Raw genomic sequence first — 12,658 nt, 5'->3', positions numbered from 1 at the left:
CTTAATGACAAAGTAAATTTACCAACTCTTTTTGACCAATGTAAGGCGTTGCACCGGCTCTAGTTTTCGTCTGAGTGTATTTGCCATCGCCATTCATGATCCAAGCAGTAGCATTGTCTTTGAGAAGTATTTGGAAGCCTTCTTTGATGACACGTGCTTTTAGCTTCTTATCTAATACTGGGAAAGCTACCTCAACGCGTCTAAACAAGTTTCTATCCATCCAGTCCGCTGAAGATAGATAAAGTGTTTCTTCCCCATCAGCATAGAAGTAATAAATGCGATGGTGTTCTAAGAACTTACCGATGATTGAGCGTACTTTGATGTTCTCAGATAAGCCTGGTACACCCGGTTGCAAGGCGCAAACACCACGGATCACAAGATCAATTTTTACGCCAGCTTGTGAGGCTTTGTAGAGTTCAGCAATGATAGTTGGCTCTAGTAGAGCATTCATCTTTGCCATGATGCGAGCTTTTCTACCCGCTCTAGCGGCTCTTGCCTCTTCACGAATATGAGCAATTAATTCTTCATGCATCGTGAAAGGTGATTGCCATAGATGTTTCAAAGGCACGCGACCACCTGTACCAGTTAACTGCATGAACACGTGGTGCATGTCTTCGCAAATATCTTGATTGGCTGTCATCAAACCAAAGTCGCTATACAAGCGTGCAGTTCTTGGGTGATAGTTACCAGTTCCTAAGTGGGCATAGCGTTTCAAAACAGTCTTGGCTTTGCGGCGGCCCTCTGCAGGAATCGTTTCTTTACGAACAACTAAGAGCATCTTAGCGTGGCACTTATGACCAACAACACCATAAACCACATGAGCGCCAACTGCTTCTAATTTGGCTGCCCAACCAATATTGGTTTGTTCATCAAAACGGGCCAGTAGCTCAACCACAACGGTGACCTCTTTACCATTTCTGGCAGCTTCCATCAGCGCATCCATCACCAATGACTGCTCACCGGTGCGATATACCGTTTGTTTAATGGCTAATACATTAGGATCTTTGGCTGCTTCCTTGAGCATCTTAAGCACAGGATCAAAGCTTTGATAAGGGTGGTGCAACAAAATGTCTTCACGACTGATTTTGTCTAGTAAGCTTTCGCCGGTTGCCAACTCAACTGATTGTGTTGGTTGATGGCTTGGGAATTTAAATTTTGGAATATCTACTAAATCTGGAATTTGAACCAAGCGAACCAAATTCACGGGACCATTTACTTGGTAGCAGTCTTCTCGATTGAGGCTTTCAACCTTCAGTAAATAATCCGTTAAATCTTCTGGCATATCTGCCGTGATTTCTAAGCGCACAGCATCGCCTAGGTGGCGAGTAGGTAGTTCGCCTTGCAATGCTTCTCTTAGGTCAGTGATGTCGTCTTCAGATACAAACAAATCAGAATTACGAGTCACTCTAAATTGATGGCAACCTGTTACTGTCATGCCTTGGAATAGTTCAGGCACAAAAGCTTGCATGAATGATGACAATAAGACAAAACCAAATGGTTGGTCGCATAGATGCTTAGGCATTGGCACCACACGTGGTAGTGATCTTGGTGCTTGAACCACTGCTAATTTGGGTTTTCTGCCAAAAGAGTCTTCACCTTCTAAAGTGACAAAAAAGTTCAAACTTTTATTGATCACTTTTGGAAATGGGTGGGCTGGATCTAAAGCAATCGGAGTTAGAAGGGGAACTAATTCTTGATGGAAGAAGTTCTTAGCCCAAGCTCTTTGTGCAGGGGTCCACTGGGTGCTGGTAAAAAATCCAACACCTTCTTTATTTAACTTGGGAATAATCTCTTCTTGTAGCAAGCGATATTTTCTAGCTACGAGGTCATGGGCCTGTGCCGTGACTACTTTATAAGCATCGGTAATTTGTAAACCATCTGGCGTTTTATTTTTAGAGCTACTTTTGAGCTGCTCTTTGATGCCAGACATCCTGATTTCAAAGAACTCATCCATGTTGGATGACACAATACAAACAAATCTAAGGCGTTCTAAAAGGGGTGTTTTAGGATCTTCAGCCTGCGCTAGCACCCTTGAATTAAACTCAAGGACACCTAATTCTCTATTTAATAGTGGGATTTTTGTCTGCATATCATTAGTGTTGCAAACATCTGTGACAATAATGTGACATTTCCGTGAATTCATATTTTCACGTTCTTGTCACATTAAAGTCATAATCTAGCTATCTATCTAAAAAAGCCTATTTAATTAGTTATTTGTGAAGAATTTTTTAAAAGACCCATCCAAAGAACACCTCGTTGCTGCTGTAGACCTTGGTTCTAATAGTTTTAGGATGGTGATTGCTCGTGTGATTCAGTCTCCATCGGGCACTCAGTTGCAGCCTATTGATACTTTAAGAGAATCGGTGCGTTTGGCTGCTGGCTTAAATGAAGATAAAAAATTAGATCAAAAATCGATTGCACGTGGTTTGGCGGCGATTCATCGCTTTGGCGATCGATTAAAGAATTTTGACCCTAAGCAGGTAAGGGCGGTTGCCACCAACACTTTGCGTGTTGCCAGGAATGCTGATCAATTTATTGAAGAGGCACAAAAACTACTGGGCTTTCCAATTGAGGTGATTGCTGGGCGAGAAGAAGCCAGGCTTATTTATATTGGCGCCTCGCACGATGCTCCTGCTTGTGATGGCAAACGTTTTGTTTTGGATATTGGCGGCGGCTCCACAGAGTTCATCATTGGTGAGGGTTATGAACCAAAGATGATGGAGTCCTTATATATTGGCTGTGTTTCACATAGTCAAGAGTACTTTCCTGGCGGTTTAGTTGATGCGCACAGTTTCAAGCAGGCGCAATTGGCTGCTAGACGAGAAATCCAGGTTATTTCATCGCAGTTTATTAAGTCTGGATGGAAGCAATCAATTGGCTCATCAGGTACAGCCCGTGCTATTGCTGAATTGATTGCGTTAAATGGATTTAATGGCGAGCCCCATGACTTACCTGTTGATGATATGGGTGGCTTAATTACTCGTGATGGTCTCATCCAACTTAAAAAAGCCCTGATCGATGCAGAGTATGTCGATCGTTGCACCTTGCTTGGCTTAAAGAATGACCGCAAGCCAGTGCTGCCTGGCGGTTTAGCCATTATGTTGGCTGCTTTTGATGAGTTGGGTATTGAGCGCATGGAAGTAACGGAAGCAGCTCTGCGTTTAGGTGTTCTCTATGACTTAATTGGCCGATCTCAGCACCATGACATGCGTTACGTGACTGTTGAACAGTTCATGCAACGTTACGCAGTTGATCGCGCTCAAGCAGCTCGTGTGAGTGATGTGGCGCTGTATTTTTTAAATCAATTTCCCAAGCCAAAGAACGAGGATCGTAAAGACAACCTACAGATTCTTTCTTGGGCAGCAAAATTACATGAAATTGGTTTAACCATTACTCATAACGGTTACCACAAGCATTCTGCATACATCGCAACGCATGCTGATATGCCAGGTTTCTCAAAGTTAGATCAGGCCAGACTAGCAGCTCTTTTATTGGGGCATACAGGTAAGCTTGGCAAGATTTCTGTTAGCTCTACCTATATCGATTGGCGCATGTTATTTTCATTAAGACTGGCTCACGTGATTTGTAGGCGTCGTGATGATGTTGGTATACCGCCAATTAGTGTCAAGGAAGAAGATAACGGTTTTATTATCAGGGTTCCTAAAGAGTGGGCAAAAGCTAATCCACTGACTCAATTTGGCCTAGAAAAAGAATCGGCCGATTGGGCAAAAATCGGCCGGGAACTTTTGATTCAGATTTTCTAATCTGAATCAATTGAGCAATTAATTAATCTGCTAAAAAGTGCTTAGCGTATCTTGGATGAATATCATCTAAGCGAAGCATTGTTAAAAAGTCGGCAGTATTAAAGTCAGGATCCCAAGCTGGGTTGCCGCAAATCTTAGCGCCTAGTCTTAAGTAGCCTTTGATCAATGCTGGTGGTTCTACTTCGAGTGAGCTATTTAATTCTTCAACTGGAAGAGCTAGGCGAGGGAATACGCGGTACTCGATGTCAGTTAAATGTTGTTCTGTGCTGAGGATTTTTGCAAGGCTAGCAGCGTAGTGACCGCCATCGCCCATTTGCACAGAAGCGCAACCCAACATCACTTCGTAATTGTTCTTTTTCATGTATTGACCTAAGCCACTCCACAGGGCCATGATCACACCGCCTGAGCGGTAATCTCTATGAACACATGAACGACCTACTTCAACCATCTTGTGACGCAAATGACGTAGACGAGTTAGGTCAAACTCAGAGTCTGAGTACAAGCAACCCATTTGTTTGGCTTGATGCGGAGGCAAAGCTCTGTATGTGCCAATAACTTTTAATGTTTCGTTATCGCGAACCAATAAGTGCTCGCAAAAATTATCAAAAATGTCTACATCTAAGCCTTCAGCTGATGGCTTAAGGCGTGCGCCCATCTCCTCGGCAAATACTTTATAGCGTAAGCGTTGTGCTTCTTTAACTTCATCTTGATGGCGCGCCCAAGTAACGCTGATTGGGCTTGCCTTGGTAGTTTGAACTGCTGGAGCTTCAATAGGCTTAGCTTTAGCTCTCTCATTAATTTGTAAGCGCCCCATTTTTTCTTGAAGAATCTTTTGTAATGGTGCGATTCTCTCTGACATAGTTTTTTTCATAGGTTTGTTTTTTGTCAAAGACTCTGTGAACAGAGATAAAGGATTAGGTAGTTCTCTCATTTTTTAGCCTGCGATAGTCGATATGGTCATAATTTAGAGGGCTTATATGTCAGGCTAATGACGCCAATTTGACAGTCGTGTGACTTTCTACTGGGCGTAAGTGGTTAGCAAACTGTTCGCTAGCTGCTTGCCAAGAGAACTTCTCAGCATGTGCGCGTGCTACTTCTCTAGGGATGGTAAGAGCCTCTAAACAAGCTTCACGAAGATCGTTATTCATGGCGCCTGCTTTTGAGTCGCCAATCACATCAATCGGACCAGTTACTGGGTAGGCTGCCACTGGTAGACCGCAAGCCATGGCTTCTAATAAAACTAAACCAAATGTATCTGTTTTGCTTGGAAATACAAACACATCAGCCGCTGCATATACCTTGGCTAATTTTTCTTGTTGGAGTACACCCAAGTAATTAACTTCTGGATACTTAGCCTTAAGACCTGCCAATGCAGGGCCATCACCAACCACCCATTTAGAGCCTGGTAACTTAAGTTCTAAAAATGCTTCGATATTTTTTTCAACGGCTACTCGACCCACATATAAGAAAATTGGATGAGCAGTATTGATTTCTCTAGATTCTTGCATTTTGAAGATTTCTAGATCTACGCCACGAGTCCAAAGAACCACGTTGGTAAAACCGTATGACTCCAAATCCTTAACAACAACATCTGTAGGAGCCATTACTGCGAGTGATGGATCGTGGAACCAACGTAAAAACTTATAAGTAACCGCCAGTGGAATACCTGTTCTAGCTTTCACATACTCTGGGAACCTGGTGTGATAAGCAGTAGTAAATGGCAAGCGGTGTTTGATTGCGTAGGCTCTTGCTGCAATACCTAATGGACCTTCGGTTGCAATATGAATGGCATCTGGAGAAAATGACTCCATTTTTTGACGAACTTTCTTGCCCGGAAAAAGAGACAAAGAAATATCTGGATAAGTAGGGCAGGGAATCGTTTTAAATTCCAATGGAGTAATCATCTCTATGACATGACCCATTTTTTTTAGTTCATGCATCGTTTGTTTGAGTGTTCTCACTACGCCATTGACTTGTGGTTCCCATGCATCCGTAACAATCATGATCTTCATCATGCAATCTCCGTTAATTGAACTATTTCTGGTTGAGGGGTGAATGAAACCTTGGCAGCTTCATCTTCAAGAATCTTTGGCCAGTGAACAATTTGTAGTTCACCAGTCATTGTTTCAACTAATGCAGTTAGGCTTTCCACCCAGTCGCCGTCGTTGCAGTACAGAAGACCGTCAATTGTTCTGATCTCTGCTTTATGGATATGGCCGCAAACTACGCCATCACAACCTCTGATACGTGCCTCTCTGGCCATGATCATTTCAAAATCAGCAATGAAACTCACTGCATTTTTGACGGAATGTTTTAGGTATTGAGATAGTGACCAGTAGTTCAACCCCATGCGTGCACGGATTTTGTTGAACCAGCCGTTGACCCACAAAATAAATGTATAAAGTGTGTCGCCTACGTAGGCCAACCACTTGGCGTATTGCATCACGCTGTCAAATAAATCACCGTGAGTAATCCATAGACGTTTGCCATCAGCTGTAATGTGGATAACTTCATCTTCGATACGGATGTCACCAAAACTCATGCCGAAAAATTGGCGTGCCATTTCATCATGGTTGCCTGGTACATAAATCACTTCTGTACCTTTGCGTGCTTTACGTAATAGCTTTTGCACAACATCGTTGTGAGCTTGTGGCCAAAACCAACGTTTTTTTAGTTGCCAGCCATCTATGATGTCGCCAACTAAATAAAACTTATCAGCGTCATTGTGTTTTAAGAAATCTAGGAGATATTTTGCTTGGCAGCCTGATGTGCCTAAATGGACGTCTGAGATCCAAATCGCTCTGTAATGATTCATGAGTAGTCATTTGGCATGACTTATTTGAAACTAAGATGACAAATCAATGTCACATTTGTGACATAGTCATATGAGATGCTATGAGTATGAAAGTATTTCTATTAATAGGGCATATTCTGAGCGCTTGTATCCAGTGCCTCGTGCTCCCATTTTTACCTTATGCACTTCGATCAAAACTGATTCAGATATGGTCTAGAACTTTATTAAGCATTTTCAAGATTCGTTTAACGATTCATGGCAATCATCAGTTACTCAACGATCGACAATCTGCCTTGCTTGTTTCCAATCACATATCTTGGATAGACATTCATGTCATTAATACAGTTTCACCCGTGATATTTGTGGCCAAATCTGATGTGGCTAAGTGGCCCATCTTTGGTTGGATTGCTAGAAGAATCGGCACCATATTTATTGTTAGAGAAAAAATATCAGATATCAAAAGAGTTTTAAATCTGATGGCCAAGTACCTTACTAGCCAGAAAATTGTGTGCATCTTTCCAGAAGGAACATCTACAGATGGGAAGACAGTGTTGAACTTTAGATCAAATTTATTTCAAGCGGCAATTAATTCAAAGGCTAGAGTCATACCCATTTGTATTACATACAAAGAGCGGGGTATGTATTCAGATATCACTGCCTTTATTGGCGAGATGGGCTTGATTGACTCAATCAAAAAAATGCTCAAGTCATCACAAATGGAAGTGCATGTGCATATCTTGGAGCCGCTTAGTGATATTGATTCTCGTCAGGAGCTATCAGATCGAGCTCATCAATCAATACAAAGCATCGTGGCAGCTAACACCACTATTAATACATAACAATAAACAAGCAAATAAGAAATATGCAATAAAAAATAAGCTATACACAAACACCATCTTTAGTGCTCAGTCATTTTTTCGGATTATGATTGGCTTATGAAAAAAATAATTACCGTAGTCGGTCTTCTGATTTGCCAATCTTGTTTTGCCGATGGTGATTTTGATCGCTTTAATGTTCAAGCAAAAGTAATCCGTCAGGATGACACTTTTTTATTTGCAGCAAGCTATCAAACTCCACTGACAGCGTGCCAAGCTTATCGCTATCTAACTGATTACGAAGCGGCAAAAAAAGTGCCCGGTGTGACAGAATCTAAGCCCACCCGGATATCCAGTAATAAGGTGTTAGTTGAGCGCTCCGCTGAGGAAAAGATTTTATTTTTCACAGTCAAATTACACACCTTAATTGAATACACTGAGCATCCAATCAAGGGAACAGAGTTCACTCAAATCAAAGGCGACTCTAAAAGGTTTTCTGGTAAGTGGTTTGTAGAGCCTAATACTTTGGGAAGTGTGATTAGGTATGAGGGGGTCTTGGAGCCTGACTCTCACTTGCCTATGTTTGTTATTAAATACTTCATTGAAAACAGCTTAGAGGATCGCTTCAAAATCATGGCAAAGCTATCGGCCGAGCGTAAAACAATAGAAGTGGCTTGTAATTAAAGCCTTATAAATAAAAGCTTTAGGGTTAGCGGACTGCCTAAATTATTTTAATAAAAGTTAGAATCTTAAGCATTTCTTAATATTCAACCACTAAATTAATTTCATGGAGGAATCTATGAGATTAATTAATAAAACAATTGCTGTTGTCATAACTGGATTATTCACAGTAAATGCGTGGGCTATCGATTCTATTTCATTAGAGAAACAGTACGCATCCGATGCTAAGCAGTCTGCCTCCTCAATCAGAGGTGAGAAATTTTTCACAAGTAAACATGGCAAAGAATGGAGTTGTGCGAGTTGTCATGGGGTGCCGCCCACGAAAGAGGGTAAGCATGCCTCTACCGATAAAACTATTAGTCCCTTAGCTCCGGCTTTTAATTCAAAAAGATTTACAGATGAGGCTAAAGTCAATAAATGGTTTAAGCGTAACTGTAATGACGTTCTTGGTCGTGAATGCTCCCCTATAGAAAAAGCAGATGTAATGGCTTATTTAAACTCTCTCAAATAGGCTGTATATGAAAAAGTTCTATCAATTTCTAATGTTGATGACTGTCTCATCAGTATCATTGGCTGATGGCAATCTTATGCCCATTAAAGTCCCTGAAAAAGTTAAGTCTGAGTGTGCGTCATGCCATATGGTGTACCCACCAGCATTTTTACCAAAAGACTCTTGGGCGCAGATTATGAGTGGTCTAGACAAGCACTATGGCACAGATGCATCCTTAGACCCTCAATCTATAAAAGAAATAAGTCAATGGCTTAATCAAAATGCGGGAACTTACAAAAGAGTTTCGTCAGCTCCACCCAATGACCGTATTACTGAATCCACATGGTTTATCAAAAAACACCGCAAGATTAGTGATTCGACATGGAAGGGCTCAAAAGTAAAAAGCAAAGCAAACTGTATGGCTTGTCACACTTCAGCAGATAAGGGCAACTATGACGATGATGAAGTGAGGATTCCGAAATGATCGCTGAAATTAGAAAAAGAATGTTGGTATGGGATTCGCCAGTATTTTTCACTCATTGGCTGTTAGCCATATGTTTTTTGGGCGCAATTCTTACGCAAGAAAGTGAGAAGTTTAGGCTTGTTCATGTAACTATGGGTTACACCATGCTGGGAATCATTGGCTTTAGAGTAATTTGGGGTTTTATTGGATCTAAATATGCGAGGTTTACAACAATAAAGCCACGGTTTTTGAGGGTTCGAGAAAACATACAAGCAATCTTGAGTGGAAACAAAGAGTTTTCAATAGGATTGAATGCCGTAGGATTTGTTGCTGCCTATTTACTAATGGGTTTAGTTCTATTAGTGTCGGCTACAGGCTATCTCGTATTCAATGAGATAGGCCCAGAGTTAATTAGTGAAATACATGAGTTGGTAGGTAATTTGATAATTGCTGTGGTTGTGGTTCATGTGGGTTCAATAGTATTAAATGTCATGTATCAACGCTTACAAAAAACGAATGGCGAAGTTGCTAAAAACGTTGGCGTATTAGCTCAAAGAGCAAGACCATATAAATGGGTAACGATAATCATTTTGCTAGTAGTGATCTATTTTTGGGGCATTCAATTTAAAATTTGGTGATGAGAGTACTTTTAGCCGAGGATGACAAAAATTTAGGCGATGCTTTAAAGCAAGGCTTGATAAAACACGGCTTTCAAGTTGATTGGGTTCGAGATGGCCAAGCGGCACTATATGAAGTGAAAAATACAAGTTATGCCGCATTAGTGCTAGATATTGGTTTGCCTCTTAAGGATGGGCTAACAGTTTTGAAAGAGCTGAGAGCTGATAAAGATTCATTACCAGTATTGGTGTTGACTGCTCAAGATGGTGTTGAAAGCATCACTAAAGGATTAGATTTGGGGGGTGATGACTATGTGATTAAGCCAGTCTCCTTAGAAGTTTTAGCCGCAAGGTTAAGGGCAATCATTCGGCGCTCAGAGGGCATTAGTCAAAATGAAATTAAGTGTGGAGATTTATTGCTTAGCCCACTATCCTTCAAAGCGGCTCTTAACGGTGAAGAGTTAAATCTCTCGAAAAAAGAGTTTGCTTTATTACACGCACTGATGCTTTCTTCGGGAAGGGTTTTGACTAAGGGGCAATTAGAAGGCCAGTTATACAGTTGGGGTCATGAAGTTGAAAGTAACGCTATAGAAGTACATATCCATAACTTACGCAAAAAAATTGGCTCCAATCTAATTCAAACTATTCGTGGCGTTGGCTATCAATTTAAAGGCTAGTGTGAAAGAAAATACATTCTCATTAAGAAATCGCCTACTGATAATGATCATTGGGTGCGTTACCTTTATATGGGTGGCGGCATCTCTCATGGTCTGGTTTGATGCTAGAGACGAGCTGGAAGAGTTATTTAGAAAAATTATTGAGAAAAATATTTCTATTAACAAAATAACGCATGAAAAAAACGAAATACTGATTGACTTGTTGTGGGGTTTGATTTGGCCCCTCATTATTGGACTGCCAATACTCACCGTGATTATTTATGGAGTGGTTTACTTGACTAGCTCATCAATTACCAAGCTCCAAAAGGCAATCACAGATAGAAGCCCGAATTCCCTAGAAAAAATTGAGGTATCTGGCTTACCTAAAGAAATTAGTCCTTTGTTAAATGAGTTAAACAGTTTACTCTCCAGGGTAAAAGTATCTGTAGAGCATGAAAAAAGATTCACTGCTGATGCCGCTCATGAGCTTAGAACGCCGCTTGCCGCCATAAAGGCTCAAGCAGAAGTGATCAGGTTGGAGAAGGTCTTAGAGCCAGCTGCTTTTGATAATTTGATTGAAAGTTGCGATAGGGCAAGCCGTTTAATTGAACAACTATTGGCATTGTCTAGAGTCGAAACATCGGTCAGTACTTTTGAAAAAGATGATTTAAGTATTTCGGAGTTCATTGCCCAACAAATTGCTTATGCCTATCCTCAGATTGATGCTAAATCTCAGGTAATTGAATATGATGACTCAGGGAAGTATCGAGTTAGGGCGAACAAGACTCTTTTAGAAATTCTATTTAGAAACATCTTAGATAACGCGATTCGATATTCACCCCCAAAAGGAAAAATTAATGTTTCGCTGAACCAAAAAGGAAGCCATGTCTTTTTGTCGATTGAAGACAGTGGTCCTGGGCTAACGCAAGATCAAGTTAATAAATTGGGAATTAGATTCCAGCGATTCGGACAGGTTGACTCATATGGCAGTGGTTTGGGTTGGTCAATTATTCAAAAAATTTCTGAGGTTGAGGGGTTGGATGTTCATTTGAGTATGAGTGTTGAGTTAAGTGGGTTATGTGTTTCTATAAGATTTTCATGATTGGTTATATGGCCTTATAGACTATCCACTGCCTAAATTTGCTAAAAAACACTCGGGTAGGTTACAATATTGGTCTTAGTCGGAGTGTGGCGCAGTCTGGTAGCGCACCTGGTTTGGGACCAGGGGGTCCAAGGTTCGAATCCTTGTACTCCGACCACTTTCTAGCCTTTCTGGCACAGTCAAAATACCCAATTTAATCTGAACAAAACTCAATTTTTAAGTACCAGTTGTGAGTCATTGCTTTGCCGTCTCCAATCAGGGTCTTGTCACGCTTTTGCAATAAATGATGGTTAGGATTACTTGATTAAGATCAAGTTTTGTCTAATCATTGATATAGACATAGGGCTTATACCCATGGCTTATGTCTAATATATTTATTAGAATCTTCACAATTTTTAAAAGTACCAATTTTGACCAGTTATTAGTTAGCGCAAGATGCCATTTTCAGAAGATTCACAGATCGATTTTTCTAGTTTTAATCCTCAAGAACTTATCGAATTAAGTTACGTCAGCAAATCGACCACAGACGTTGGCATCCTAGGTTTAATGAACCTTCTAGAGGATGCAGTTCATAAAAATAAAAAACTTGGCGTGACCGGAGTTCTTTTTTATGACAGTGGTATTTTTGGTCAAATTTTAGAAGGTTATCCAAATTGTGTTGAGCCAATATGGAACGCTATTGTCGCTGATCGCCGCCATGAAGAGATTCAGGTTCTTGATATTGATAAGCTACCAAAGCGCCGCTTTTCAAATTGGTCGATGAAGTTCTATGGCTCAGATGAGATCAGCAAATATGTTCCTGAACTCAAGATGGGGTTGAAGGCTAGTGAGAATGCTCTGCCTAGCGAAATCTTGACGTTGATGCGTTCTGTTGGCTTTCAGTCTTCTGGCAATGACGGCCAAAATCAAACAGAATCAAGACTTTAAACGGTTGTCAATCATCAAATAGGGCCAAAAAAACGGGCCGGCTCTATTGTCTAAGACGCTTTGATTAGTTGAGTGAACTAGTCATGTATTGCTCGATGGCCTCTCCAACGTATTCTTTGTTGGCAACAAACAATTTCCATTTAAGTAATTGATTGCAAAGCACTTCTAAATCATCGTAGGTCATATCACGCAAGCTCTCAAGCTTGATATCGCCCGCTTTGATAAGAGCAGCCAGTTTGTCATAGCTTTCTTGATCTAGTTCACCCATTTTTTCTCTCCCTTGAGAAATCATCTAATGATGGTTAAGGCTAGCTATTTATGGCTGGCTATACAAGATAAAAATACGCAC

General features: G+C 40.8%; 14 protein-coding genes and 1 tRNA gene. 10 read left to right on the top strand and 5 right to left on the bottom strand.

Annotated features, from left to right (window positions below; genetic code table 11):
• Nucleotide 1: 1 nt before the first annotated feature.
• Complete coding sequence (ppk1, locus tag CFR83_RS07715; RefSeq protein ID WP_088813481.1) at nucleotides 2-2,089, bottom strand: polyphosphate kinase 1; 2,088 nt, start codon at nucleotides 2,087-2,089, stop codon at nucleotides 2-4.
• A 202-nt stretch (nucleotides 2,090-2,291) separates the two neighbouring features.
• On the opposite strand from ppk1, the gene CFR83_RS07710 reads away from it, so the two are divergent.
• Complete coding sequence (locus CFR83_RS07710) at nucleotides 2,292-3,764, top strand: Ppx/GppA phosphatase family protein (RefSeq protein ID WP_088813480.1); 1,473 nt, start codon at nucleotides 2,292-2,294, stop codon at nucleotides 3,762-3,764.
• A gap of 22 nt (nucleotides 3,765-3,786) precedes the next feature.
• On the opposite strand, the gene CFR83_RS07705 is transcribed toward CFR83_RS07710, so the two are convergent.
• From CFR83_RS07705 to CFR83_RS07695, 3 genes are all read right to left on the bottom strand, one after another.
• Nucleotides 3,787-4,635: a GNAT family N-acetyltransferase gene (locus tag CFR83_RS07705; protein ID WP_243383418.1), complete on the bottom strand. Its 849-nt coding sequence runs from the start codon at nucleotides 4,633-4,635 to the stop codon at nucleotides 3,787-3,789.
• Between the two features lie 109 nt (nucleotides 4,636-4,744).
• Nucleotides 4,745-5,776, bottom strand: coding sequence for a glycosyltransferase family 4 protein (locus CFR83_RS07700; RefSeq protein ID WP_088813606.1), 1,032 nt, complete (start codon nucleotides 5,774-5,776; stop codon nucleotides 4,745-4,747).
• Nucleotides 5,776-6,579, bottom strand: a complete 804-nt coding sequence (locus tag CFR83_RS07695; RefSeq protein ID WP_088813478.1) for a UDP-2,3-diacylglucosamine diphosphatase — start codon at nucleotides 6,577-6,579, stop codon at nucleotides 5,776-5,778. Before CFR83_RS07695 ends, CFR83_RS07700 begins: the two co-directional genes overlap by 1 nt.
• Before the next feature lie 140 nt (nucleotides 6,580-6,719).
• Here CFR83_RS07695 and CFR83_RS07690 point away from each other — a divergent pair, with 140 nt between their 5' ends.
• The 9 genes from CFR83_RS07690 to CFR83_RS07650 all read left to right on the top strand — a co-directional run bounded on the left by CFR83_RS07690 (nucleotide 6,720) and on the right by CFR83_RS07650 (nucleotide 12,309).
• The gene (locus tag CFR83_RS07690; protein WP_165765067.1) at nucleotides 6,720-7,397 is read left to right on the top strand and encodes a lysophospholipid acyltransferase family protein; all 678 of its coding nucleotides are present in this window, start codon (nucleotides 6,720-6,722) and stop codon (nucleotides 7,395-7,397) included.
• A gap of 96 nt (nucleotides 7,398-7,493) precedes the next feature.
• Entirely contained in the window at nucleotides 7,494-8,057 is a 564-nt protein-coding gene (locus CFR83_RS07685; RefSeq protein ID WP_088813476.1) for an SRPBCC family protein, read from the top strand.
• Between the two features lie 115 nt (nucleotides 8,058-8,172).
• Nucleotides 8,173-8,565, top strand: a complete 393-nt coding sequence (locus tag CFR83_RS07680; protein ID WP_207758576.1) for a DUF1924 domain-containing protein — start codon at nucleotides 8,173-8,175, stop codon at nucleotides 8,563-8,565.
• Nucleotides 8,566-8,572: 7 nt separating this feature from the next.
• The gene (locus tag CFR83_RS07675) at nucleotides 8,573-9,028 is read left to right on the top strand and encodes a diheme cytochrome c (RefSeq protein WP_088813474.1); all 456 of its coding nucleotides are present in this window, start codon (nucleotides 8,573-8,575) and stop codon (nucleotides 9,026-9,028) included.
• A complete protein-coding gene (locus CFR83_RS07670) occupies nucleotides 9,025-9,645 on the top strand; it encodes a cytochrome b/b6 domain-containing protein (RefSeq protein WP_088813473.1) in 621 nt (206 codons plus the stop codon). The genes CFR83_RS07675 and CFR83_RS07670 overlap by 4 nt, the downstream gene beginning before the upstream one ends.
• Entirely contained in the window at nucleotides 9,645-10,301 is a 657-nt protein-coding gene (locus CFR83_RS07665) for a response regulator transcription factor (RefSeq protein WP_088813472.1), read from the top strand. Before CFR83_RS07670 ends, CFR83_RS07665 begins: the two co-directional genes overlap by 1 nt.
• A gap of 88 nt (nucleotides 10,302-10,389) precedes the next feature.
• Entirely contained in the window at nucleotides 10,390-11,382 is a 993-nt protein-coding gene (locus tag CFR83_RS07660; RefSeq protein ID WP_165765066.1) for an ATP-binding protein, read from the top strand.
• 80 nt (nucleotides 11,383-11,462) lie between these two features.
• Nucleotides 11,463-11,539, top strand: a tRNA-Pro gene (locus CFR83_RS07655).
• 278 nt (nucleotides 11,540-11,817) lie between these two features.
• Nucleotides 11,818-12,309, top strand: coding sequence for a BLUF domain-containing protein (locus CFR83_RS07650; RefSeq protein WP_088813470.1), 492 nt, complete (start codon nucleotides 11,818-11,820; stop codon nucleotides 12,307-12,309).
• A gap of 64 nt (nucleotides 12,310-12,373) precedes the next feature.
• On the opposite strand, the gene CFR83_RS07645 is transcribed toward CFR83_RS07650, so the two are convergent.
• Nucleotides 12,374-12,577, bottom strand: a complete 204-nt coding sequence (locus CFR83_RS07645) for a hypothetical protein (RefSeq protein ID WP_088813469.1) — start codon at nucleotides 12,575-12,577, stop codon at nucleotides 12,374-12,376.
• Nucleotides 12,578-12,658 lie beyond the last annotated feature (81 nt).

It is taken from the genome of Polynucleobacter victoriensis (genome assembly GCF_900187875.1).
GTDB lineage: Bacteria > Pseudomonadota > Gammaproteobacteria > Burkholderiales > Burkholderiaceae > Polynucleobacter > Polynucleobacter victoriensis.
The sequence above is the reverse complement of the archived record's forward strand: the minus strand, read 5'-3'. Positions and strand labels throughout refer to the sequence as shown.